Source organism: Stenotrophomonas sp. YJH_SMC_16, assembly GCF_059367875.1.
Genome location: NZ_JCAFRH010000008.1, coordinates 137,254 through 161,130 on the forward strand (window position 1 = coordinate 137,254; position 23,877 = coordinate 161,130).

Below are 23,877 nucleotides of genomic sequence, written 5' to 3' on the forward strand. Positions count from 1 at the left end.
CACTCCTTCCCCACTGGACCGCTGCCATGCGCGCCATTGCCTACACCCACGCCGGCCTGCCGATCGACGACGCCCGGGCCCTGATCGACATCGAACTGGAACTGCCGCAGCCCGGCCCGCGCGACCTGCGGGTGGCGGTGCGTGCCGTGGCGGTGAACCCGGTCGACACCAAGGTCCGCCGCGGCGTGGCCACCGACGGCCCGCGCGTGCTGGGCTGGGATGCGGTCGGCATCGTCGATGCGGTGGGCAGCGAGGTGACCCTGTTCCAGCCTGGCGATGCGGTCTACTACGCCGGCGTGATCGACCGGCCGGGCAGCAATGCCGAATACCAGCTGGTGGACGAGCGCAGCGTCGGCCGCAAGCCGGCCAGTCTCGACGATGCGGCCGCCGCAGCGTTGCCGCTGACCGCGATCACCGCCTGGGAGCTGCTGTTCGACCGTCTGCGTATTCCCGAGGGCGGTGGCGAGGGCCAGGCCCTGCTGGTGATCGGTGCTGCCGGTGGTGTCGGTTCGATCCTGGTGCAGCTGGCGCGGAAGCTGACCAAGCTGACCGTGATCGGCACCGCTTCGCGTCCGGATACCCAGGACTGGGTCTACGCGATGGGCGCGCACCACGTGATCGACCACAGCCTGCCGCTGGCCGAGGGCCTGGCACGGCTCGGCATCAGCGAGGTGCAGCACGTGGCCAGCCTGACCCACTCCGACCAGCACTACGCGCAGATCGTGGAGCTGCTGGCGCCGCAGGGCCAGCTCGGCCTGATCGATGACCCGGGCCAGGTGGATGTGATGGCGCTCAAGCGCAAGGCGCTGTCACTGCACTGGGAATCGATGTTCACCCGGCCGCTGTACCGCACCGCCGACATGCAGCGCCAGCACGATCTGTTGAACCGGGTGGCCGAGCTGATCGACACGGGCGTGCTGCAGACCACCCTGGGCGAGCATTTCGGACGCATCGACGCAGCCAACCTGCGCCGTGCCCATGCGCTGCTGGAGAGCCATCGCGCCAAGGGCAAGATCGTGCTGGAAGGCTGGTAGGAGCAGACGCTGTCTGTAGAGCCGGGCCCACGCTCGGCTGCCGTTCGCGCGTGGGCGTCAGCCGAGCATAGGCTCGGCTCTACGGAGCTTCATCCACGCATGGCGTGGATCAGCCGTGTCGACCAGGGGCGACACCTACCAACAGCTGCGGGAACCACGGCTCACGCCACGCCGTTGTCGACGTGTTCGGCGAAACCGGGCTGCTCTCGCAGGCGCTCGAACCATGCGACGAGGTGGGGCAGCGCGGGCTTGCTGCCCGGCGTGCTGCGCCAGCGTTGGGTCGACAGCCCCAGCACGATATCTGCAAGGGTGAAGGTGCTGCCTGCCACGTAGGCATCGGTGGCGGCCAGCTGGGCTTCAAGCACACCCATCAGCCGGTTCCACTGCGCCAGGCTGGCCTCGGCGCGGGCATCGTCCGGGTAGTCCGGATGCTGGCGTACGCGCGCCATGAACACGTGGCGCCAGGCGCTGTTGAGGTCGCTGGCCTGCCAGTCCATCCACTGCTCCACCCGGGCCCGGTCCTTCGCTGCAGGTGGCAGCAGATCCTCGCGACCGGCGCGTGCGGCCAGGTAGCGGCAGATGCTGTTGGATTCCCACAGCACGAAGTCGCCATCGCGCAGCACCGGCACCTGCCGGTTGGGGTTCAGCACGGCCAGCAGGTCCGGCGGGGGGGCCGGTTCGTGGTGCAGGGGCAAGTCCAGACCGGCGCACAGCCACAGCACCTTGCGCACATTGATGGAGGTGGGCTTTCCGTACAGAGCGAGCATGGTCCTGACGCAGCAGCTGAGACTCGGCCAGCCTACACTTGCCCCATGCAAACCGAATATCTGCTCATTGGCGGTCTTCTATTGGCCGTGCTCATCCTGCAGCTGGTCGCCCTGCTGCGCCGCCCGCCGCACGACCGCCTGGAGCAGGCGGTGCGGGAGGAGGCGCGCGCCGGGCGCAGCGAACTGCGCGAACAGCTCGATGGCTTCGCCCGCGCGCTGACCGATCTGTCCACCCGCACCGACCAGCGCCTGGACCTGCTGCGCGAAGCGCTGGGCGAAGATGCCCGCAAGGCGCGCGCCGAAGCGGCCGAGAGCCAGCAGCGGGGCGCGGCGTTGATGGGACAGCGGCTGCAGGAACTGCGGGGCCAGCTGGAGACCTTCGGCCAGCAGCAGGAAGCGCGCATCCATGCGTTTGGCCAGCAGCTGCAGGAGCTCACCGGGCGTACCGATACCCAGCTCGGCGCGCTGCGCCAGACCCTGGTGGACGATGCACGCAAGGGCCGCGAGGAGGGCGCGCAGTCGCAGCAGCGCCTGACCGAAAGCCTTGGCCTGCGCCTGCAGGAACTGACCCAGCGCAACGAGCAGCGCATCGCCGAGATGCGCACGACGCTGGAAGAACAGCTGCGCGCGCTGCAGAACGACAACGCGCAGAAGCTGGAGCAGATGCGCCACACCGTGGACGAGAAGCTGCAGTCCACGCTGGAAACGCGGCTGGGCAATTCCTTCAAGCTGGTCTCCGAGCGCCTGGAACAGGTGCAGCGTGGCCTCGGCGAAATGCAGCAGCTGGCCACCGGCGTCGGCGACCTCAAGCGCGTGCTGACCAACGTCAAGAACCGTGGCAGCTGGGGTGAAGTGCAGCTGGAGAACATCCTCGAGCAGACGCTCACCCAGGAGCAGTACGCGCGTGCGGTGAAGGTGCGCCCGGATAGTGGCGAGATGGTCGATATCGCCGTGCGCCTGCCGGGCCGCAGCAGCGACGACACGCCGGTGTGGCTGCCGATCGACTCCAAGTTCCCGCGCGAGGACTACGAGCGCCTACTGGACGCGCAGGAACAGGGAGACGCCGAGGGTGTGCGCCTGCAGGGCATCCAGCTTGAACGCGCGGTGCGCGTGCAGGCCAAGTCGATCTGCGACAAGTACATCGCGCCGCCGCACACCACCGACTTCGCGGTGATGTTCCTGCCCACCGAAGGCCTGTATGCCGAAGTGATCCGGCGCCCGGGCCTGGTCGACCTGCTGCAGCGCGAGCACCGCGTGGTGGTGGCCGGCCCGACCACGGTCACCGCGCTGCTCAACAGCCTGCAGATGGGCTTCCGCACGCTGGCCATCGAGCAACGTTCCAGCGAGGTGTGGAGCCTGCTGGGTGCGGTGAAGAGCGAGTTCGGCAAGTTCGCCGGCATCCTCGAAAAGGCCGAGAAGCAGATCACCACGGTGGGTCGCAGCATCGGCGAGGCCAGCCGCAAGACCCGCACCATCGAACGGCGCCTGCGTGGCGTGGAGTCGCTGGCGTCCGAACAGGCGCAGTCGCTGCTCGGCGATCTGGCCGAGGGTGATGCGGCGGGCGAGGACGAAGGCAGTGAAGGCGACGGCGACGAGGCCTGAGCCACGCTGACACGCCGCCTGCATCGCCGATGCGTATGCTGGCGGCCTGTCCGCTTCGATCAGGTATCGTCATGCGCCTGCGCCGCTTCACCAGCCTTGTCCTGACCGCGCTGCTTGCCGCCTGCAGCAGCGCACCACCGGCCGCCGATACGGCGGCCGCACCTGCTGCAGCCACCAGCCCTGAAGCAGCCGAGGCCTACCGCGAAGCGCGCGACGTCGACTGCCAGGCCGCTGGCGGCACCCTGCAGCGGCTGGGCCGGCTGCAGCGCGAACAGTGCGTGATTCCTTACGCCGACGCCGGCAAGGCCTGCAGCCGCAAGAGCGACTGCACGGGCCAGTGCCTGGCCGGCGGCGAGGTGACTGTCGGCAGCGTCGCCACCGGGACCTGCCAGCGCGATGTGCGCCAGAATTTCGGCTGCCGCCAGCGCATTGATGACGGCAAGGCGCAGGGCACGATCTGCGTGGATTGAATCCTGCCTGTAGAGCCGAGCCCACGCTCGGCGGCTGTGGCCATCAGCCGAGCGTGGGCTCGGCTCTACAACCGCGCGCGCGGCGCTATGCTGGTGGGCCATTCCCCGCTGTTGCCGGAGCCCCCGCGTGAGCACCCCGATCCAGGACATTTCCCTCACCACCATCGACGGCCAGCCGTCCTCGCTTGCCGACTACCAGGGCAAGGTGCTGCTGCTGGTCAACGTCGCCTCCAAGTGCGGTCTGACCCCGCAGTACGAAGGCCTGCAGGCGCTGTATGCGGAAAAGCACGCACAGGGCCTGGAAGTGCTGGGCTTCCCCGCCAACAATTTCCTCGGCCAGGAGCCGGGCAGCGAGGCGGAAATCCAGCAGTTCTGCCAGCTCACCTACGACGTCAGCTTCCCGATGTTCTCCAAGATCAGTGTGGCCGGTGATGACACCCACCCGCTGTACCAGCAGCTGACCGCCGCCCAGCCGCAGTCGATCGGCGAAGGCCCGCTGCGTGAGCGCCTGGCGAGCAAGGAGATTCCGATCCACGCAGCACCGGCGGTGCTGTGGAACTTCGAGAAGTTCCTGGTTGGCCGCGACGGCAAGGTCATCGCGCGCTTCGCCCCGGACGTGGCTGCCGATGACGCGCGCCTGCGCGAAGCCATCGAGGCCGCGCTGGCGGCCTGAGGAAAGCGTGCCAACCAGGGTTGGCACCTACCGGAAAAGAAAAACCCCGCCGAGGCGGGGTTTTCTCATGCACGGGCTGCAGCGATCAGTTGCTCCAGTTCGGCATCGGCATGGCATCGACCGGGATCGGCGAATTGGCATCGTCGTGGCCGCGGTCGCGCTTGCTGCGCAGATCGTTCTCGATCTGGTAGTTGCGGCGCTGCATCCACGCATCGCGTACCAGCGAGTACTCGTCCACGGCGGTGTCACGCAGGTTGTCGATCGCCAGCAGCTGCGCGCGGGTATCGACCAGCTGCAGGCCCTGCAGGCCGATGCGGATCTTGTCCTCTTCGATACGGCGGATCGGCGACAGCGGAATGTCACCGGCCAGGCCGAACACATCGCGCACGGTACGCGGGCCGAAGAACGGCAGTTCCACGTAGCGCGAACGCCGCCAGCCCCAGGCACCCAGGGTCTGGCCGAAGTCCTCATTGCGACGCGGCACCATCGCCTTGCTGGCCGGATCGAACAGGCCGCCGATACCCAGCGTGCTGTTCATCAGGAAGCGGCCGAGGCTGTCCCACGCATCGGCACCGCGGCCCTGCAGCAGCTGGTTGGTGATGGTCACCGGTGCGCGCAGGTTGCTGAAGAAGTTGCTGACGCCGGTGCGGGCGAAGCGCGGCACCACGTGGGTGTAGGCGGTGGCCAGCGGGCGCGCGATGCCGCGGTCAACCGCGTTGTTGAAGGTGTGCACCTTGCGGTTGAACGGTTCCCACGGATCGTAGGCCGCCGCGCTGCCGGTGTTGCCGGCACCACCATAGAGGGCATCGAAGTCGTCATCACCACCGGGGGCGGTTGCCGCTGCGGCCCTGGCCGCATCGGTGTCGGCGCTGCGGGCCGGTGCCGATGGCGGCGTGGCCGGCGCAGGTGCCGCAACCACGGCTGCGGCCGGTGCGGCATCGACCGTAGCGGCATCGACCGTAGCGGCATCGACCGTAGCGGCATCGGCGGTGGGGGCGGAGGCCTCGGCGATGGTACTGGCCGGGACCACGGTGCTGGCCGCCGGCGCATCGCTGCGTGCGGGCTTGCCGGCGCAGGCGGTCAGGGCGGTGGCCAGGACGATCAGGGGGAAAGTGCGTACGACGTTCATGTCAGCTCGCAGCAGAAGTAGCGTTGAAATCCAGGTCGGGCGACAGCCGGTAGGCTGCGCTCAGCTCGTTGTAGCCGGCCGGTGCGCCGGAGATCGCCAGTGGGTGGCCGGCGTTGCGCGCACGTGCGGCCAGTTCGGCCAGCAGCGCCAGGCCGGCGCTGTCCACGCGTTCGACCTCACCCAGCTCCAGCCGTGACAGCTTCGCCGGCAGGGCCTGCAGCTGCGGCCACAGCGCGATCACCGCGGCACGGTCGAGCACCCCGCGCAGGCGCAGGGTGTCGCCTTCCAGCAGCGCCAGTGCGTTACTTGCCATTGCCCGCGGGCCCGGCCTGCATGCTGCCGCTGTGCAGTTCGTTGGCCACCTGCTTGATGCCCTTCTGGCGCAGCGGGGTATCGAACTGGTTGCGGAAGGTCTGCACGTAGGAAATGCCTTCGATGTTGACGTCGAAGATCTTCCACTGGCCATTCACGTTGCGCATCCAGTACTCGACCGGGGTCGGCTCGTTGCCGGCACGCACCAGTTCGGTGCTCACGCGCACGCCACGATTGCCCGGCAGCGGGCTTTCACCCTTCAGGCGGAAGCTCGGCTTGCCCTGGATGTTGAGCAGGGTCGAGCCGTAGCGCTGCATCAGGCTGTCGGCCATGGCATCGGCAAACAGCTTGATGTCGGCGTCAGAGGCGCCGCGGGCGTGCGGGCCCAGCACCAGGCGCGCGGCGTAGTCGCGGTCGAAGGTGCGGGTCAGCTCGCTGTCGATGTAGCTGCGCAGGCTGGCCGGGTTGCTGGTGAACTCGCTCTTGCGCTGCTGCAGCGTGGACAGGATGCGGCTGCTGGCATCGATCACCACCTTGCCGGCCTGGCTCTGCGTCGCTGCAGCGGCAGGCGCGGCGGCCTGGGCCTGGGCCAGGAACGGGGTAGCCGCCAGCAGCGCCGAGGCGAGCAGGGCCGGGATCAGTTTCATCTTCATGGTTGCGGTTCCGTTGCAGGCGCCTGCGCGCCATCGTTGGGCTTCTGAGCAGCGCCGCCACCGGCGCCGCCACTGAACATGTACTTGCCGACCAGCTGGATCAGGTCCACCGCCGGCTGGGTGAAGACGATCTCGTCGCCGGCCTTCAGCACGTCCGGATCACCGCCCGGCTGCAGACCGATATAGCTCTCGCCGAGCAAACCACTGGTGAAGATGCCGGCCGAGGTGTCTGCCGGCAGGTCCTTGACCTTGCTGTCCATGCGCAGGGTCACGATCGATTCGAACTTCACCGGGTCCAGGTCGATCGACGCGACCTGGCCGACGGTGACGCCGCCGATCTTCACCGGCGCCTGCTTGCGCAGCTGGCCGACCTGGGAGAAGCGCGCCTTCAGGTCATAGCCTTCACTGCCCCAGCTCCAGCGCTGGTTGGTCGAGGCCACGGCCAGCACCATCAGCGAGGCCAGGGCCAGCAGCAGGAAGGCGCCGACGGAAAATTCGAGTCTGGGACCGCGGATGGCCATGTGGATTACCTGATCGAGTCGTGGTGGCCGCGCGCGCCTGCGCACCGCCGGTGGAGGGGTTAGGTGAACAACATTGCCGACAGCACGAAGTTGAACATCAGTACCAGCAACGAGGCGTTGACCACCGCACGGGTGGTCGCCACCGAAGTGCCTTCAATGGTCGGCTCGGCATGGAAACCAACATAGGCGGCGACCAGCGCGGCGGTGCCGCCGAAGATCGCCGACTTCAGCATCGCCACGCCGAAGTCATCCCAGAAGTCGACGCTGTTGCGCAGCGCCGACCAGAACACGCCATTGTCCAGGCCCAGCACGTGCACGGCCTCGAAGTAGCTGGCGCTGATCGCCAGCGAACAGAAGATGCCGGTCAGCAGCGGCACGGTCAGCACCGCTGCCCAGAAGCGCGGCGCCACGGCCTTGGCCACCGGGTCGATCGCCATCAGTTCCAGCGCCTTGATCTGGTCAGTGGCGCGCATCAGGCCCAGTTCGGCGGCAATCGAACTGCCGGCGCGCCCGATGAACAGCAGCGCGGTCAGCACCGGCGCCAGCTCGCGGTACAGCGACAGGCCGAGCAGGGTCGACAGCGCGTCGGCCGCACCGAAGGTGGTCAGCGTGCGGTAGCCCTGCAGGGTCAGCACCAGGCCGACGAAGGCACCGCCGACGGCGATGATCGGCAGCGAGCGCGCGCCGATCTTGTAGATCTCGCGGGTCAGCTCGGCCAGGAAATCACGCGTGGGCAGCGAACCGCGCAGCACGGTCAGCGAGAACAGGCCGGCGCGGCCAAGCGAGCGGGTGGCTTGGACGAACGGCATCAGGCAACCCTCGCGCGTGGCGCGGCATCGAACGGAATCGGGCCATCCGGCTGGCCGTGCAGGAACTGCCGCAGCAGCGGGTCCTGGCTGGACTGCAGTGCCTCGGGCGTGCCCTGGAACACGATGCCGCCATTGGCGATCGCGATCACCTGGTCGCAGATCGGCAGGGTCTCGTGCACGTGGTGGCTGACGATGATGCTGGTCAGGCCCAGGCTGTGGTTGAGGCGCTGGATCAGGCTCATGATCACCCCCGAGGCGATCGGGTCCAGCCCGGTCAGCGGCTCGTCGTAGATCATCAGCGGCGGGTCCAGCGCCAGTGCACGGGCCAGCGCCACACGGCGCGCCATGCCACCGGACAGCTCGCGCGGCCAGGCATCGGCGGCGGCCAGCAGGCCCACCGCATGCAGCTTCATCTGCACCAGCCGGCGCAGCACGGCGGTCGGCAGGCGGGTGTGCGTACGCAGCGGCAGGGCGACGTTCTCGGCCACGGTGAGGTCGGTCAGCAGGCCGTTGCCCTGCAGCAGCACGCCCACGCTCTTGCGCATTTCCAGCAGCGCGCCGCTGTCATGCGGGATCGGTTTGCCGAACAGGGTGACCTCGCCGGCGACCGGGCGCAGTTCGCCGGTCAGCGCCGCCAGCAGGGTCGACTTGCCGCTGCCGGACGGACCGAGCACCGCGGTGATGCTGCCCTTGGGCACCTGCAGCGACACGTCGCGCAGGATCGTGCGTCCGCTCCGGTCGATGCGGACGTTGGATAACTGCACCAGACTGGAGGTGGAAGCCGACATGGGCACCATTAACGTTTTTTAGACATCGAAGGATCGGGCCCGTCGGCTGAACATAAGCAGACTGGACGGTCCAGTATTGTTGCACGGCAAGGCCTCGCGCAGGCCGGGACAATCACCCGGCAGCCCGGAACAATCCGTACCGGCGATGGGCTGACCATTGAATACTGCCTGCCGTCCTGCACACTGTGCATGATGAGTGACCCAGGCAGCGATTTCCGCCTCTACCATTCCAACTCCCTGGACGTGCTGGCCGCGCTGCTGGCGCGCAACGTGCGTGCGCCGGTACCGGGCCAGCCGCTGCTGGCGCCGGAAGTGGTGCTGATCCCGCAGGTGGCGATGCGGCGTTGGCTGCAGGCGACGCTGGCGGCCGAGTTCGGTGTGGCTGCCAACCTCGAGTTCCTGACCCCGGGTGAGTTCGTGGCGCGCGCGCTGAAGGCCAATGTCAGCGGTGAGCAGGACGATCTGGACGCCGCCGGCCTGCACTGGAAGCTGTACCAGGCGCTGCGCGATCCGTCGTTGCTGGCGCAGCCACCGATGCGCGCGCTGCAGTCCTATCTTGCCGGCGATGATGCTCTGAAGCCGTGGGCGCTGGCCGGCGAGCTGGCCTCGGTGTTCGAGAAGTACCAGGCCTGGCGGCGTGACTGGCTGCTGCGCTGGGCGGCAGGGGCCGATCCGGCCGATCCGCAGGCAATCCTGTGGCGCACCATCACCCGGGGCCATGACTATCGCGCCCGCCGCATCCAGGAGTACCTGGACCGCTTCGAAGGCGCAGGCCAGCCGCTGCCGCAAGGCCTGCCGCCGCGCATGTCTGCGTTCGCGACGCTCAACATCTCGCCCGACGTGCTGCGGGTGATGGCCACCCAGGCCCGGGTGGGCGAGTTGCACTTCTACATGCCTACCCCGGTGCAGTCGTACTGGGGCGACCTGCAGACGCTGGCCGAGCGCCTGCGCAGCGGCGCGCCCGATCCCTTCGGTGAAGCGGCCGGCGAGAACCGCCTGCTGGAAGCCTGGGGGGCGGCCGGGCGCGACTTCATGGCGGTGCTGGGCAGTTACGAGGTGGTGCACCCGGCCGGCGAGATCGCCGCCTATTCCGATCCGGAGGAGGACACCCGGCCGACCCTGGACGAAGGCGGCCTGTCCGACAGCCTGCTGCATCGCCTGCAGCGCGATCTGTTCCACCGCCGCGCGCTGCCCTCGGGCGAACTGCGCGACGGCCTGCGCAGCGACGACCCCAGCCTGCAGGTACACGCCTGCCACACCCGCCTGCGCGAGCTGCAGGTGCTGCACGACCAGCTGCGCAGCCTGCTGCAGGACCCGCGCTTCGACCCGCCGCTGCAGGCACGCGAGATCGCGGTGCTGGCGCCGGATATCGATCCGTACGTGCCGTACCTGGAAGCGGTGTTCGGTGGCCGCGGCGGTGACGACGAGCACATTCCCTATGCGCTGGCCGACAGCAGCCCGCTGGCCGGCGAGCCGCTGGCCGATGTCTTCGTGCACCTGCTGGGCCTGCCGGTCTCGCGCTTTGGCCTGAATGAAGTACTGGACCTGCTGGCCAGCGCGCCGCTGGCCGAAGCGGCCGGACTGGAAGCCGTGGATTTCGACCGCCTGCATGGCTGGCTGCAACAGGCGGGCGCGCGCTGGGGCCTGGACGCGAAGCATCGTAACCAGCACCAGGCGCCGGCTGACGATGCCTACACCTGGCAGTTCGCGCTGGATCGCCTGGTACTCGGCCATGCCACCGGCAGCGACGCCGACCTGGCCGGCGTGGCACCGTGGATCGAACTGGAAGGCGGCGCGCTGGACGCGCTGGACCGGCTGCTGCGGCTGCTGCGCGTGCTGGCGGTGTATCAGCGTCGCCTCGGCGAGCAGCTCACCCCGGCGCAGTGGCGGCAACGCCTGCTGTCGCTGCTGGATGCACTGCTGCCGACCGCGCCCAGCTCACCCAACAGCCAGCGCGCGCTGGAGCGCCTGCGCAAGCTGCTGAACCAGTTTGCCGACGATGCCGCCAAAGCCGGTTTCGAAGACGGTGTGCCACCGGAGGTGGTACGCGCGCACTTCGCCGGAGCACTTGGCGAAGCCGATACCCGCGCACCGCTGCTGACCGGTGGCATCAGCTTCGGCCGGATGGTGCCGATGCGCCTGCTGCCGTTCCGGGTGATCTGCGTGCTGGGGCTGAATGATGGCGATTTCCCGCGCCGCGACCCGGCCGCGGGTCTCAATCAGCTCACCGCCGAGCTGGATACGCCGCGTCGCCGCCCGGGTGACCGCTCTACCCGGGAAGACGACCGCTTCCTGTTCCTGCAGCTGTTCGCGGCCGCGCAGGAGGTGTTCTATCTCAGCTATCTCGGCGCCGACCCGCGCGACGGCAGCGTGCGCGAGCCGTCGGTGCTGGTCAGCGAACTGATCGATGCCGCCGCCGCGTATCACCTCGATCCGCCTGCGGCAGTCCGCGACTTCACCGTGCGCCATGCACTGCAGCCGTTCTCGCCAGCCGCGTTCGGTGACGGCGACCCACGCCGCTTCAGCTATCGCCGCCAATGGCATCCGGCGGCGGGTCGCCTTACCGGCCAGCGCGGCGGCCTGCTGCCGTGGTTCGATGCACCGCTGCCGCCGCCGCTCGACGACGCGGTGGAAGAGGAGGTCGCGCTCGATACCCTGCGCCGCTTCCTGTGCGATCCGGCCGGGCAGTTCCTCGCACAGTCGCTGGGCCTGCGCCTGGCCGACGATGTCGAGGAGGTGGATGACCTGGAACCGCTGGTGCTGTCCTCGCGCGGGCCGGAAAAGCGCAGCGTGCAGGCGGCGGTGGTGCGCGCCACGCTCAACGGCGATACCGAGCCGTTGTACCCGCGGCTGCGGGCGCGTGGACTGCTGCCGTCGGGTCCATTGGGCGAGCGCCAGTTCGAGGTGGAGCAGTTGAAGACGCGCCCATATGCCAGCGCGCTGCTGGGCTGGATGCAGGGCGAACCACTGGAAAGCCGTCGTTACGAGGTGGAGATCGACGGGGTGCGCCTGCACGGCCGCGTGGCCGATCGACATCCCGAGGGACTGGTGCGCTTGCGCGCCGGCCCCCTCAACGGCAACGCGGTGATCCGCCAGGGCCTGGACTGGCTGTTGGCCAATGCCGCCGGTGATGCGCTGCCGCTGGTGCAGTTCCACGATGGCGGCGATGCCGGTCCCGGCCCGCACGTCGTACCGGCGCTGAGCGTTCCCGCTGCACGCGCGGCGCTGCGTGCGCTGCTGCAGCTGCGTCAGCGTGGCCTGCGTGAGCCGCTGCGCTTTGCCCCGTATACCGGCTGGGTGCTGTACAACGCGCCGGCAGAAAAACAGCGCAGCGAAGGCTGGAAGCAGTGGCACGGCAGCGACCGCACCTGGGGTGAATCCAGCAGCGACGCCTGGCAGCTGCTGCTGCGAGGTGCCGACCCGTTCGCCACCGATGCCAGCTATGCCGACTTGCTGCGCAACAGCCAGGTGGTCTTCAGCGCGGTGCGCGAAGGCCGCACGCTTGGCGCCGAAACACGCCAGGAGGGCGGCGCATGAGCACCGTGATCATCGAGGACGGCATCGAGCTGCTCAGCCGCGATCCCTACCTGGCCTTGCCGCTGGACGGCATCCGCCTGATCGAAGCCAGCGCCGGCACCGGCAAGACCTTCACCCTGGCCACGCTGTTCACCCGTCTGGTGGTGGAACAGGGCATGCGCATCGGCCAGATCCTGGCGGTGACCTTCACCGACGCCGCCACCCAGGAACTGCGCAAGCGCATCCGCGAGCGCCTGGCGCTGGCCGCGCGCCTGGTCGATCTGGAACCGGCCGAGGGCGAAGCGCCGGACGTGCGCCTCACCCGCGAGGTGCTGCAGCGTCATCTGCAGGCGGGTGGTGAAAGCGCCGCCGCACTGAAGCGCCGCCTGCAGGTCGCCGCCGACGAGATCGACCTGGCCTCCATCTTCACCATCCATGGTTTCTGCACCCGCGTGCTGCGCGAGCATGCGCTGGAAAGCGGCCACACCTTCGACCCGCCGGAACTGCTGGCCAGCGATCGTGAACTGCTGGAAGAGCTGGCGGCGGACCTGTGGCGGGTGCATGCCAACGACCCGGCCACGCTGGAACCGCTGACCTGGCTGTGGTCCACCCCCAACGCGCTGGCTGCCGATCTGCGCGCGCTGCTGGCCGCGCCGCCACTGCATCCGTTGCCGCAGCCAGTGGCGTTGGCCGATCCGCATCCGGCCCTGCAGAGCGCGGCGGAAGCACTGTCCGCAAGCGTGCGCGCGCATGGCGAGCAGTTCTTCATCGACCTCTGCGATGCCGTCGACAACAAGTGGATCAACGGTGTGTCGTACAAGCTGGGCTGGCTGCACCCGCTGGGCCGGCAGCTGCTGGCCTGGGCCGAGCGCGCCGATCCACGCGAACTGCTGGCCAGCGAACGCCTGCCGGCACTGCTGCCGGAGGCGCTGGCGGCCAAGACCAACAAGAAATTCGCCGAGCGCACGCCATCGTCGCCATTGCAGGCGCCGTTGGCGCGCTATGTCGCGCTGTTGGCCGAACGCGATGCCTGGCTGCGTGCCACCGCATTGAATTTCCTGCACGCGCTTCGCGACGAAGCCACGCAGCGCCTGCAGGCACTGAAGCGCACCCGTCGGGTGCAGACCTACGACGATCTGATCGATGGGGTAGCGCTCGCCCTGGAAGGCCCGCAGCGGCTGGCACTGGTGAAGCAGCTGCGCGCGCAGTACCGCATCGCGCTGGTCGATGAGTTCCAGGACACCGACGACCGCCAGTGGGGCATCTTCCACACCGTCTTCGGCGATTCGCCGGAGGTGCGTGAACTCGGCCTGGCGCCGGCGCTGTTCCTGATCGGTGATCCCAAGCAGGCGATCTACGGCTTCCGCGGCGGCGACATCCACACCTACCTGAAGGCCAAGCAGGTGGCGCAGCAGGCGCCGGTACTGGACCAGAACTTCCGCTCGCGACCCGCTGTGCTGCGCGCGCTGCAGGCGCTGTACGACAACGCCGGCGAAGACGCCTTCCTCGAACGCGACATCCAGTTCGAGCCGGTGCGGCCCGGTGGCGTGCGCAGCGATGCGGACTACCAGCGCGACGGCCATGCCGCCGCGGCGCTCACCCTGCGCGTGCTGCGCAGTGGCGGTGACAAGGCGATGAGCGCCGATGCCTCGCGCGATGCGGCGACCCAGGCCTGCGTGGCCGCGATTCACCAGATCCTGGTCGAGGCGCGTGCGGGCAATGCCGTGTTGCGTGGGCGCCCGGTGCAGCCCGGTGACATCGCGGTGCTGGTGCGCTCGCATCGCGAGGCCACCCTGGTGCAGCGCGCACTGGCCGCGGTCGGCATTCCGGCAGTGGCAGCCGGCAAACAGAGCCTGTTTTCCACGCCTGAAGCGCGTGATCTGCGTGCGCTGCTGCTGGCACTGCTGCAACCGGCTGACGAAGGCCGCCTGCGTGCAGCGCTGGCCACGGTACTGCTCGGCCAGCGCGCAAGTGCGATTGCGGCGATGGAACGCGAGGGCGACCTGCAACGCGGCTTCCAGGCGCAGCTGCTGCACTGGCGCGAGCGCTGGCAGCGCGGCGGTCCGTTCGCGGTGATCGCCGATGTCTGTGCTGCACAAGGCGAGCGCCTGCTGGCGCTGATCGATGGCGAGCGCCGCCTGACCAATTACCTGCAGCTGGGTGAACTGCTGCAGGAAGCCTCGGCGCAGGCGCTGGGCATGCATGGCCTGCTGGATTGGCTGCAGGGACAGATGGCCAGCGCCGACCAGGATGACGAGCAGCAGCTGCTGCGCCTGGAATCGGATGCGCGCCGCGTGCAGATCATCACGCTGCACAAGAGCAAGGGCCTGGAGTATCCGCTGGTCTTCCTGCCCTTCGTCGGCATCGACGGCGGCGCACCGAACACGGCCTCGCACTGCACCGTGCACGTCGGCGGCCAGCGCCAGTTGCACTGGAAGCTGGACAAGGACGAGGCCTGGGAAGTGGCCACCGCGCAGCGCGAACGCGAGCAGCGCGCCGAGGATGCGCGCCTGCTGTATGTGGGACTGACCCGCGCCGAGCATGCGCTGTGGATCGCCGTGGGTGATCTGGCCGGGCTCGGCAAGACGCGGCTGGCGCCGCTGCTGGGTGACCTGCAGGCGCTGCGCGCGCTCGCCGATGTGCACATCGATGACAGCGAGGCGCCGGCCACGCTGCCGCAGCTGGCGGCCGAAGTGGAAGGTGAGCTTCCAGCCGTGCGTGCACTGACCCGGCGCGTGCCGCACGACTGGTGGGTGTACAGCTTTACCCAGCTGGCCCACGCAGATGCAGGCGTTGGCAGCGATATCGAAGCGGCCGCGACCGAGCTGCCGGCACCGGCCGCCGACGAACCGGCCGGCCCGGAACTGCCATTGGAACCGGCGCTGCCTGAACCCACCGCGGCCGCCGAGGACAACGCCCCGCTCGATCCGCGCTTCATGGGCAGTCGCTTCGGCAACGTGCTGCATGAGGCGATGGAGAACGTCGACTTTGCTGCCTGGGCTGACTGGCAGCCGGGCCTGGAAGCCCCTGAGGGGCAGGCCGAGGTGCTGCGCAAGGCGCTGCACGACGAAGGCTATGCCGATGTCGATCTGGACGACGGCGTGGCCGTGCTGGTGCCGCTGGTTGGCCACACGCTGACCGTGCCGCTACCCGAAGGCGGTGCGCTGCACAGCCTGGGTGAAGGCGAGCGCCGCGCAGAAATTGACTTCCATTTCGCCATCGAACCGACCACGGTGCCGGCGCTGCTGCAGGTCCTTCATGCGCACGGCGTTTCCAGTGGTCGTCGAGGCTTCGGCCAGCGTCGCCGCCTGGAAGGGCTGATGACCGGCATGATCGACCTGACCTACGTGCGCGACGGGCGCTGGTACGTGCTCGACTACAAGTCCAACCGCCTGCCCGGCTACAGCCCGGACCTGCTGGCCATTGCCATGCGGCACAGCGAGTACGACCTGCAGGCGCTGATCTACACCGTGGCCCTGCATCGCTGGTTGCGCTTCCGCCTGGGCGCGGCCTACGACTACGAACGTGACATGGGCGGCATCCGCTACCTGTTCTGCCGCGGCCTGGATGGCACCGGCAATGGCGTGCATGTGGACCGTTTCCCGCTGGCGTTGGTGGATGCCCTGGATGCGTTGTTCGCCGGTGGCGAGCAGACCCAGGCCGAACTGGCCGCACGTGCACGTGGAGCCAGCGCATGAGCCTGCTGAAGGAACTGCACCAGAAGGGCCAGCTGCGCACCCTTGATCACGCGTTGGCGACCAGCCTGCAGCGGCTGCGCGACGACACGCCCGAGAGTGTGGCGCTGGCGGCGGCGCTGGCCTCGCTGGCGGTATCGCAGGGCCACGCCGCGTTCGATCCGGCACAACCGCAGCGGTTGCTGGAAGGCGTGCCCGAGTGGCCTGCCGCGCACGACTGGATGGCACAGTTGCGTGCGTCGCCGTGGGTGGCGACACCCGAGCAGTCCGACGCCATCGCCGAGGATGCGCCACTGGTGCTGGAGAACGGCCTGCTCTACCTGCGCCGTTATCGCGAGTACGAGCGTCAGTTGGCGGCCGGGCTGCAGCGCATCGGCCGGCATCCGCTGCCGGCGCCGGACATGACGGCGTTGGCGCCGCTGTTCGCGCAGCTGTTCCCGCAGGCATTGAACAGTGAAGATCACCAGGCACGCGCAGCCGGCGTGACCCTGCGCCATCCGCTGGCACTGGTCACCGGCGGCCCCGGCACCGGCAAGACCACCACCATCGCGCGCCTGTTGCTGCTGCTGGCGGCGCAGGCCCGGCATGCCGGCCCGCCGCTGCCCGAGGTGGCGTTGGCCGCGCCGACCGGTCGCGCTGCCGAGCGCATGGCCGAGAGCCTTCGCGTAGCCGTGCAACGTCTGCAGGAACAAGGAGTGGATGCGACGCTGTGCGCGGCATTGCCCAGTACCGGCACCACCCTGCATCGCCTGCTCGGCGTGATTCCCGATTCACCGCGCTTCCGCCACCACGCTGATAATCCACTGCCGGTGGATGTGGTGGTGGTCGACGAAGCGTCGATGATCGATCTGCCGATGATGGCCAAGCTGGTCGATGCGATCGCCAGTGGCACCCGGCTGATCCTGCTCGGCGACCCGGACCAGCTGCCGTCGGTGGAAGCCGGCGACGTACTCAGCGCGATCCTGCGCGCCAGCGGCGATGGCATCGGCACCCGCGCCGACGACGCGCAGGCACTGCATGGACTGCTGGCGCCGGCCACCTTGCAGCCGCAGGCGGCACCACGCGCCTTTGCTGGCCGCCGCGTGCAGCTGCAGCGCGGTTACCGTCAGAGTGATGCGCTGGACCTGGCGCCGCTGGCGCATGCCGTGCGCGAAGGCGACAGCAGCACCGCATTGCAGCTGCTGCGTGGCGGTTCACTGGCTGGCGTGCATTTCCATGAAGGCGAAGCCGATCCATTGCGTGGCCAACGCGAGCATCTGCTCGGCCACTGGCGCGCGCTGGCCGAGGCCGCTGATCCGGTAAGTGCCCTGCAGCAGGCCGGGCGCCTGCGCGTGCTGACCGCATTGCGCGAAGGCCCGCAGGGCGCGCGCGGGCTCAACAGCCGTATCGAACAGCTGCTGGCAGGCAACACCCCGGGCTACTTCCAGGGCCGCCTGCTGCTGGTCACCGAGAACAGCTACCGGCACCGCCTGTTCAACGGCGATATCGGCATCTGCCTGCGCGATGGCAGCGGCGCGATGGTGGCCTGGTTCCCCGGCGATACCGTCGAGCAGCCACGCGCCTTCCACCCGGCCGCGTTGCCCACGCACGAAAGCGCGTTCGCGATGACCGTACACAAGGCACAGGGCTCGGAGTTCGACGAAGTGTGGTTGCAGCTGCCACGCCAGGACGGCCGCGTGCTGTCGCGCGAGCTGGTCTACACCGGCCTGACCCGTGCCCGCCAACGCCTGCACGTAGCAGGCAGCGCAGAGGTGCTGCAGGCCGCATTGAAACGCCACGCCAGTCGATTGGGTGGCCTGGCCTGGCGGCTGGGTGCGGAAGACGTGATCGAAGCACCATCGATACCGATCGAAGAACCGACGGTGCAGGGCCAGCTGTTCTGACCTCAGTCCTTCCAATTCCTCCAATCACAACGCGCACCTTCATCCACGCAGGGCGTGGATCTACCGTGTCGACCAAGGTCGACACCCACCAGAAGCAAGCCATGCCATTCCGACAGATCGCGGGAAACTGTCGAAGGCGGGGTGGGCCCGGTTGCGGGGGCGTGAGCCGCATGATGCGGCGACCGAGCTTACAGAGATGTACTTGCAGTGTCCCCCGCAACCGGACCGCCCCCGCCAACCCACGGATAGCACGCATCTGACGTTGCCGTTGCTGTTGATTCGGCAGGTGCAGGGCGCAGCCCTCCCGCCATACCTACTCCGGCATCAGCACCAGGCCATCGGGGAACACGATCGCCGCTTCATCGGCGCTCACATCGAAGAACCCCACGCCGTGCTTCTCGGCCAGGTCCTGCACGCGACCATGCGCGCGCTCGGCCACCGAATAGGCGAATGCGCCATAGATCACCTCGCGGCCGATGCTGTACTCGGTCACTTCGGCACGATCGTCATCGTCGTTGCTCAATGGGCCGTTCAACGGCGGAAAGTCCTGCGCCATCTCCGTGAACCACGCCTGCAGCGCCGGGCTGCTGACGGCCGGGTCGTCATACTCGTGGCGCTCGTTCCACTGCGTCTGCTTCTCAAACCAGGCGATGAAGGCTGCCGCCTCGCGTGGCGCGGCGCTGGCCTCGAACACCATCATGTCGTAACTCATTGAACCGTCCTGTTGCAGTGCCGGGGTCTGCGGGCACACAGGGTAGCGCGCTACGTCTGCGTCGCCGTGTCCATTGCCAGCCCCGGCGCCAACGCTTTCGCCTCCGGGAACAACGCGAAGCGCAGCCCGATCAGGCCCATCAGCGCCTCGTCGCGGGCCTTGCAGGCGCCCACGCTGCCGACCCGGCCCAGCGAGGTATCCAGCCGCTCACGCAGCGCCTCGGCCGCCACAATGGGTTTGCGCGCGGCGATCTGACGGCGGTAATGCACGGCGATTTCTTCCAGGATGTGCTCGACCGCCTCGCGGCTGCGCTCGGGCAGTTCCAGCCGGGCGCGGCGCAGCTGCAGGATGTTCAGGCCGATGCGCGCCTCGTTGAGCATGTCCACCGACGCGATGTCGCTACCCTCCGGCGTTGCCGCCAGGCGCGGTGCGAGCAGGCCCAGCAGGTCGAGCATGCGTGCGGCGAAGCGCTGCCGGTCCTGCTGGCCGCGGCCTTCGGCGGCTTCGGCCAGCGTGGTCCAGCCCTGCCGCACCAGCCGGCGCGCGGTCCATTCGGCACCCACCGAACGGAACAGGCGGGTCATCACCACCGCAAAGCCAATGCCGATGAACATTGCGATGGACGAGTTGAGGAAGGTCTGGATGTTGGCGCTGTAGGTGTTCTGCAGGCTCAGCAGCGCGGCCAGGTTCACTGTCAGCGGCAGCGCGAACAACGCGCTCTTTGGGTGGTGCAGCATCAGCCCCAGCGGCAGGAACGCCACCGCCAGCACCAGTGCCAGCAGGCCAAAGTCGTGCACGGCCGGGAACACGCCGAACAGGTACACGCCGGCCACCACCGAGGCGACCATCGCCCACACCAGGAACGACACCATGCTCGGTGCCGGATCGTCCTGTGCGGCGAAGAACGCGGCGGTCACCGCGGCCATCATCGCGCCGTTGCCGCCGCCTTCCCAACCCAGCGCGATCCACAACACGCAGTAGCTCATCAGTGCCACGCCGGCACTGAGCGCGGAGAACAGCGCCATGCCGTAGTCGACGTGCTTGTCGGCGGCCACGCGTTCGGTGCGGATGCGGTAGTGCGCGCGGTCCAGCGGCGCGGTGCCGTGGTCGATGGCGTGCTGCAGGGTGCGGCAGTCCTGCCACAGGTCCACCAGTTCTTCCAGGCGCAGCAGCAGGCTGGCCAGCTGCAGGTGCTGCAGGTCGCGGTCCACCTGCGGCTTCAGTGCGCTGATGCGCGCGCGCAGGCGGGCATACTCGCTGGCGTTGGTGGGCCCGTCCAGCCAGTCGCGGATGTCATCGACCAGCACCGGCAGGCCTTCCGGCAACGCCTGGCCATCGCTGCGCAACGCACTCAGGCGGTCGGCGATCGAGGACAGCACCGGCAACAGCAGCAGCATGCGCTCGCGCAGGCGCTCCATCGATACCGCCGACCCTGCATGGCGTGGATCATCGCGGCGCAGGAATTCGATCAGCGCCTCGAACTGCACCAGATCGGCGGCCAACCGGTTGCGCGGCGCGTGTGCACGGCCACGTTCCAGGATCTGCCGGCACCACTGCGCGGCGTCCTCCATCCAGTTGCCGATGCGGGCGCGCAGCATCGGGCGCACCGAGGCCGGGAACAGCAGCGAGGCGAACAGCACCGCCACCACCGTGCCGAGGATGATCTCCTCGCTGCGCGCCACCACCGTGTCGAAGATGGTTTCCGGCGAGGTCACTGCGGGGAAGCCGATGAAGGCGGTGGTGTAGCCGGCCAGCAGGAACGCGTAGCCGCGCGGCCCGCGGTTGAGCAGGGCCATGAACAGGCAGCCGGCCAGCCAGATCGACATCGCCGCGCTCAGGACCAGCGGCGTTTCCACCAGTGCCGGCAGCACCAGCAGGGTGGCCAGGCCGGCCACCAGGGTGCCGACGATGCGGTACACGCCCTTGGCACGGGTCGGGCCCAGCAGCGGCTGGCTGACGATGTACACCGTGCCCATCGCCCAGTACGGGCGCGACAGGTTGCCGGCCATGGCGATGTACAGCGCGGCCACCGCGGCCAGGTAGGTCTTGATCGAGAACAGCCAGGCCTGGCGGTCGGTCAGCGCGTTCATGGCTTACTTCGCTGCGGTCGGGGTGCCGGCCGCAGCGGTGCTGGCTTGCCAGCCGCCGCCCAGCACCAGGAACAGATGGATCTGGTCGCGTGAGACCTGCGCTTCGGCGGCGGCCAGGGTGGCATCGCTGGTGGCCAGGCTGCGGTCGGCATCCAGGCTGGACAGGTACGGCGTGCGGCCACCCTGGTACAGCCGGCGGTTCTGCTCGGCGGCCAGTGCGGCCTGTTCCTGCGCGATGCGCAGCGACTGCAGCCGGCGCAGGTCCTGCGCATAGCGGTCCAGCGCGGTCTGGGTCTCGCGCAGCGCCTGCAGGACCGTGTGATCGAACTCGGCCAGCGCCGCGTCGGCACCGGCTTCGGCGGCGTGGATGCGCGCGTGCGTACCCGACGACGGCAATGTCCACGAGATCAGCGGGCCGATCGACCACTGCTGGGTCATCGGCGTGCCGAAGTCCTCCAGCAGGCCGGCGGCACCGAGCGAGGCGCCCAGGCGGATGTCCGGGTACAGCTCGGCGGTGGCGACACCAATCCGCGCCGTGGCCGAGGCCAGCTTGCGTTCGGCCTGGCGCACGTCCGGGCGGCGCTGCAGCAGCGCACGGCCATCACCGACCGGCAGCGGCTGCGCCAGGCCGGGGGCGTGCGCACAGTCGATCACGCCGGCCGGCAGCTGGCCCGGTGTCTGGCCCAGCAGTGCGGCCAGCGAATACGCCGCTGCAGAACGCTGCGCATGCAGCGGCGGCAGTGCGGCCTCCAGCAGTGCCACCTGGGCATTGGCGCGGGCCAGCTCCGGCGGCGTGCCGCGGCCGGCCGCGATCAGGCGCTCGGTGACCGTGCGGCTGCGCTGCTGCAACTGCAGCGAATGCTCGGCCACGTGCAGCTCGTGGTTGGCGTGGCAGATTTCCAGGTAGCTGTCGGCCACCTGCGCGACCACGCTGACCTGGGCCAGATCGCGTGCCGCCGCTACCGACTGCTCGTCGGCACGCGCCGCTTCGGCGCCGCGCTTGAGCTTGCCGAACAGGTCGAACTGGTAGCTGACCGCAAACTTGCCGTCGGCCAGGTTGATCACCGGCAGCTCGTGCTCCTGCAGGAACGACTCGGCCGACAGCTGTGCGCGGCTGACCCCGGCCTCGGCCTCGTACTCGAAGCCACCGGCGTCCAGCGCCTGCTCGTACACCGCCGCGGCACGGCGCAGGTGCGCATCGGCGGCCTTCAGTTCCACGTTGTCACGCAGCGCCTGGGTGATCAGGCCGTCCAGCACCGGGTCGTTGTACAGCGACCACCAGCGGTCGGGCAGTGCCTGGTTGGCAGCCACCTGCGGGTTCTGCGTATCGATGAAGGCCGCATTCGCCTCCGGGCGCTTGAACGCCGAGCCTTCCGGCAGTGCATAGTCCGGGCCGACGGTCCGGCACGCGGCCAGGCTGGCCAGCGCGACGATCAGGCCGAGACGGGGCAGGGCGGTGTTCACAGGCCCGCCTGTGTCGGCGCGGTGCCGGCCTTGTCTGCGTGCTTCGTGCTGCTGGTCTGCACGGTCACCGTGGCGGTACGGCCGGCAATCAGCTCAACGCCCTTGGGCACGTCGTCGATCGCGATGCGCACTGGAATACGCTGCGCCAGCCGCACCCAGTCGAAGGCTGGGGTCACGTTCGGCAGCAGGGTGCTGCCGTTGCTGCGGTAGCGGTCCTCGATGCCGGCGGCGATGCTTTCCACATGGCCGCGCAGCGGGGTCGACTCGCCCATCAGCCGGATGTCCACGGTCTGCCCCGGGGCGACGCCGCGCAGGCGGGTTTCCTCGAAGTAGCCATCGATGCGGAACGAGCCGGTATCCAGCAGCGCCAGCACCGGCTTGCCGGCCACCACGTAGTCGCCCACGCGCAGGGTGCGGTCGTTGACCCGGCCATCGGCCGGCGCACGCACCTCGGTACGGCCGAGGTTGAGCTCGGCCAGGTCGACCGCGGCCTGTGCGGTGGCCAGCGCAGCCTGTGCAGCCTGCAGCTTGGCGCGGCGCACTTCGGCATCCTCGGCGGCGACCAGATCCTGCAGGCTGCGGTCGCGACCGATCTCGCGGCGCAGCTGGGCGACCGAGGCCTGGCGCTCAGCCAGGCTGGCCTTGGCCTGTTCCAGCGCGATGCGGTAGCGGGCGCGATCGACCACGAACAGCAGGTCGCCCTTCTTCACTGCCTGGTTGTCGGCCACCTGCACCGTTTCCACCAGCCCGGACACATCCGGCGCCACCTGCACCACGTCGGCGCCAACATGCGCGTCGCGGGTCCACGGCTCATCCATGTAATAGACCCACAGCTGGCGCAGCACCAGCAGGGCGATGATCACGGCTGCGCTGGTCAGCAGTATGGGAAGGGTCTTCTTCACGATCTTGTTCACGATTGCATCCAACGCAGGAGGTGGAACAGCAGGCCAAGCACGATCCCGTACAGCGCCAGGTTGAACAGCGCCGGGTGCCATACATGGCGATAGGCGCCGGCACGCTGCAGCAGCGCGTGCAGGCCGCTGTTGACCAAGTAGGCCAACAACATCAACCCGAGCAGGGTCGGGACGAACACTCCATGGAGACTGAATTCACCGGGCATCGGAAGGGGCGGGGGCGAGGTGGGGGAGGGGAGGGACAACAGAACAACGGCAACGGGCAAAAGCCGCTGGCGTATGCACGGCAGCGGCGGTGTTCGGGGGCAGCGCTCTTACGTGATGCGGTCGGCGGCCTCGGCCAGCAGGCGCCAGGCCTTCAGCACGGCGTGCAGTTCATCCATGGAAAGCTCGCCGAACACGTCCTGGCGCAGGCCGATCAGCTGGTCTTCCAGCTCGCTGACCAGCGCCTGCCCGGCGTCGGTCAGCCACAGCAGGTTGGCGCGGCGGTCGCTGGCATCGCTTTCGCGGCGGACCAGGTCGCTGGCGCACAGCTTGTCCAGCAGGCGCACCAGGGAGGGCCCTTCCATGCCCAGCTGCTGGGCCAGTGCCACCTGGCGGATGCCACCGCCGGAGCGTCCGATCATCAGCAGGGGCATGGTGCAGGCGGTGGAGATGCCGTAGCTGCCGAGCCGACTGTCGGCCAGGCGCTGCCACTGCCGCCCTGCGTACAGCAGGCCGGAGCTGAGCTGCATCTGCAGCACGGTGCGCTCGTCGAGGGGTCGGTCCATAAGAGATAGATAGGATACTACTAATTTCATTCCTATCAATAGGTTTTTCTGAATGGGTGGGGTGTAGTGAGGAAA

Annotated in this window: 20 protein-coding genes; 7 read left to right on the top strand and 13 right to left on the bottom strand. The window is 68.8% G+C overall.

From position 1 onward, the window contains the following. The first annotated feature begins 26 nt into the window (after positions 1-26). On the top strand, positions 27-1,034 hold the full coding sequence (locus AC5P6E_RS17305; protein WP_010487464.1) for a zinc-binding alcohol dehydrogenase family protein: 1,008 nt from the start codon (positions 27-29) through the stop codon (positions 1,032-1,034). Positions 1,035-1,195: 161 nt separating this feature from the next. Here the strand turns inward: AC5P6E_RS17305 and AC5P6E_RS17310 are convergent, their stop codons facing one another. Then, a complete protein-coding gene (locus AC5P6E_RS17310) occupies positions 1,196-1,801 on the bottom strand; it encodes a glutathione S-transferase family protein (RefSeq protein WP_109814695.1) in 606 nt (201 codons plus the stop codon). 45 nt (positions 1,802-1,846) lie between these two features. Between AC5P6E_RS17310 and AC5P6E_RS17315 the strand changes: the two genes are divergently transcribed. The 3 genes from AC5P6E_RS17315 to AC5P6E_RS17325 all read left to right on the top strand — a co-directional run bounded on the left by AC5P6E_RS17315 (position 1,847) and on the right by AC5P6E_RS17325 (position 4,546). Beyond that, positions 1,847-3,403 carry a DNA recombination protein RmuC gene (locus AC5P6E_RS17315; RefSeq protein WP_029550693.1) on the top strand — a complete coding sequence of 519 codons (1,557 nt, stop codon included), beginning with the start codon at positions 1,847-1,849 and terminating at the stop codon, positions 3,401-3,403. A gap of 71 nt (positions 3,404-3,474) precedes the next feature. Further along, on the top strand, positions 3,475-3,873 hold the full coding sequence (locus AC5P6E_RS17320) for a hypothetical protein (protein ID WP_197644412.1): 399 nt from the start codon (positions 3,475-3,477) through the stop codon (positions 3,871-3,873). A gap of 127 nt (positions 3,874-4,000) precedes the next feature. Next, complete coding sequence (locus AC5P6E_RS17325; RefSeq protein ID WP_010487473.1) at positions 4,001-4,546, top strand: glutathione peroxidase; 546 nt, start codon at positions 4,001-4,003, stop codon at positions 4,544-4,546. 85 nt (positions 4,547-4,631) lie between these two features. On the opposite strand, the gene AC5P6E_RS17330 is transcribed toward AC5P6E_RS17325, so the two are convergent. Genes AC5P6E_RS17330 through AC5P6E_RS17355 form a run of 6 tightly spaced genes read right to left on the bottom strand, consistent with a single transcriptional unit; the run spans position 4,632 to position 8,758 of the window. After that, positions 4,632-5,675, bottom strand: coding sequence for an MlaA family lipoprotein (locus AC5P6E_RS17330; RefSeq protein ID WP_329835253.1), 1,044 nt, complete (start codon positions 5,673-5,675; stop codon positions 4,632-4,634). Position 5,676: 1 nt separating this feature from the next. Further along, positions 5,677-5,988: an STAS domain-containing protein gene (locus AC5P6E_RS17335; RefSeq protein ID WP_019337965.1), complete on the bottom strand. Its 312-nt coding sequence runs from the start codon at positions 5,986-5,988 to the stop codon at positions 5,677-5,679. Beyond that, entirely contained in the window at positions 5,978-6,640 is a 663-nt protein-coding gene (locus tag AC5P6E_RS17340; protein WP_010487479.1) for an MlaC/ttg2D family ABC transporter substrate-binding protein, read from the bottom strand. The genes AC5P6E_RS17335 and AC5P6E_RS17340 overlap by 11 nt, the downstream gene beginning before the upstream one ends. Then, positions 6,637-7,161: an outer membrane lipid asymmetry maintenance protein MlaD gene (gene mlaD, locus AC5P6E_RS17345; RefSeq protein WP_010487482.1), complete on the bottom strand. Its 525-nt coding sequence runs from the start codon at positions 7,159-7,161 to the stop codon at positions 6,637-6,639. Before mlaD ends, AC5P6E_RS17340 begins: the two co-directional genes overlap by 4 nt. A gap of 59 nt (positions 7,162-7,220) precedes the next feature. Further along, the gene (locus tag AC5P6E_RS17350) at positions 7,221-7,970 is read right to left on the bottom strand and encodes an MlaE family lipid ABC transporter permease subunit (RefSeq protein WP_005414955.1); all 750 of its coding nucleotides are present in this window, start codon (positions 7,968-7,970) and stop codon (positions 7,221-7,223) included. Then, entirely contained in the window at positions 7,970-8,758 is a 789-nt protein-coding gene (locus tag AC5P6E_RS17355) for an ABC transporter ATP-binding protein (protein ID WP_010487485.1), read from the bottom strand. The genes AC5P6E_RS17350 and AC5P6E_RS17355 overlap by 1 nt, the downstream gene beginning before the upstream one ends. Before the next feature lie 189 nt (positions 8,759-8,947). Here AC5P6E_RS17355 and recC point away from each other — a divergent pair, with 189 nt between their 5' ends. The 3 genes from recC to recD are packed head-to-tail and all read left to right on the top strand — an operon-like array spanning position 8,948 to position 17,852. Next, on the top strand, positions 8,948-12,295 hold the full coding sequence (gene recC, locus AC5P6E_RS17360; RefSeq protein ID WP_019337963.1) for an exodeoxyribonuclease V subunit gamma: 3,348 nt from the start codon (positions 8,948-8,950) through the stop codon (positions 12,293-12,295). Beyond that, complete coding sequence (gene recB, locus AC5P6E_RS17365) at positions 12,292-15,972, top strand: exodeoxyribonuclease V subunit beta (protein WP_329835257.1); 3,681 nt, start codon at positions 12,292-12,294, stop codon at positions 15,970-15,972. The genes recC and recB overlap by 4 nt, the downstream gene beginning before the upstream one ends. After that, positions 15,969-17,852, top strand: coding sequence for an exodeoxyribonuclease V subunit alpha (gene recD, locus AC5P6E_RS17370; RefSeq protein WP_329835259.1), 1,884 nt, complete (start codon positions 15,969-15,971; stop codon positions 17,850-17,852). Before recB ends, recD begins: the two co-directional genes overlap by 4 nt. 313 nt (positions 17,853-18,165) lie before the next feature. Here recD and AC5P6E_RS17375 read toward each other — a convergent pair whose 3' ends face one another. The 6 genes from AC5P6E_RS17375 to AC5P6E_RS17400 form a co-directional block, all read right to left on the bottom strand. Then, positions 18,166-18,564 (bottom strand): hypothetical protein, encoded by a 399-nt coding sequence (locus AC5P6E_RS17375; RefSeq protein ID WP_010487495.1) that lies wholly within the window; start codon positions 18,562-18,564, stop codon positions 18,166-18,168. Positions 18,565-18,614: 50 nt separating this feature from the next. After that, positions 18,615-20,654 carry an FUSC family protein gene (locus tag AC5P6E_RS17380; protein ID WP_329833367.1) on the bottom strand — a complete coding sequence of 680 codons (2,040 nt, stop codon included), beginning with the start codon at positions 20,652-20,654 and terminating at the stop codon, positions 18,615-18,617. A 3-nt stretch (positions 20,655-20,657) separates the two neighbouring features. Beyond that, on the bottom strand, positions 20,658-22,118 hold the full coding sequence (locus tag AC5P6E_RS17385) for an efflux transporter outer membrane subunit (protein ID WP_329835261.1): 1,461 nt from the start codon (positions 22,116-22,118) through the stop codon (positions 20,658-20,660). Further along, positions 22,115-23,032 (bottom strand): efflux RND transporter periplasmic adaptor subunit, encoded by a 918-nt coding sequence (locus AC5P6E_RS17390; RefSeq protein WP_019337960.1) that lies wholly within the window; start codon positions 23,030-23,032, stop codon positions 22,115-22,117. Before AC5P6E_RS17390 ends, AC5P6E_RS17385 begins: the two co-directional genes overlap by 4 nt. Beyond that, positions 23,029-23,238: a DUF1656 domain-containing protein gene (locus AC5P6E_RS17395; RefSeq protein ID WP_010487502.1), complete on the bottom strand. Its 210-nt coding sequence runs from the start codon at positions 23,236-23,238 to the stop codon at positions 23,029-23,031. Before AC5P6E_RS17395 ends, AC5P6E_RS17390 begins: the two co-directional genes overlap by 4 nt. A gap of 108 nt (positions 23,239-23,346) precedes the next feature. Beyond that, a complete protein-coding gene (locus tag AC5P6E_RS17400; protein WP_008265191.1) occupies positions 23,347-23,802 on the bottom strand; it encodes a MarR family winged helix-turn-helix transcriptional regulator in 456 nt (151 codons plus the stop codon). Between the last annotated feature and the right edge of the window lie 75 nt (positions 23,803-23,877).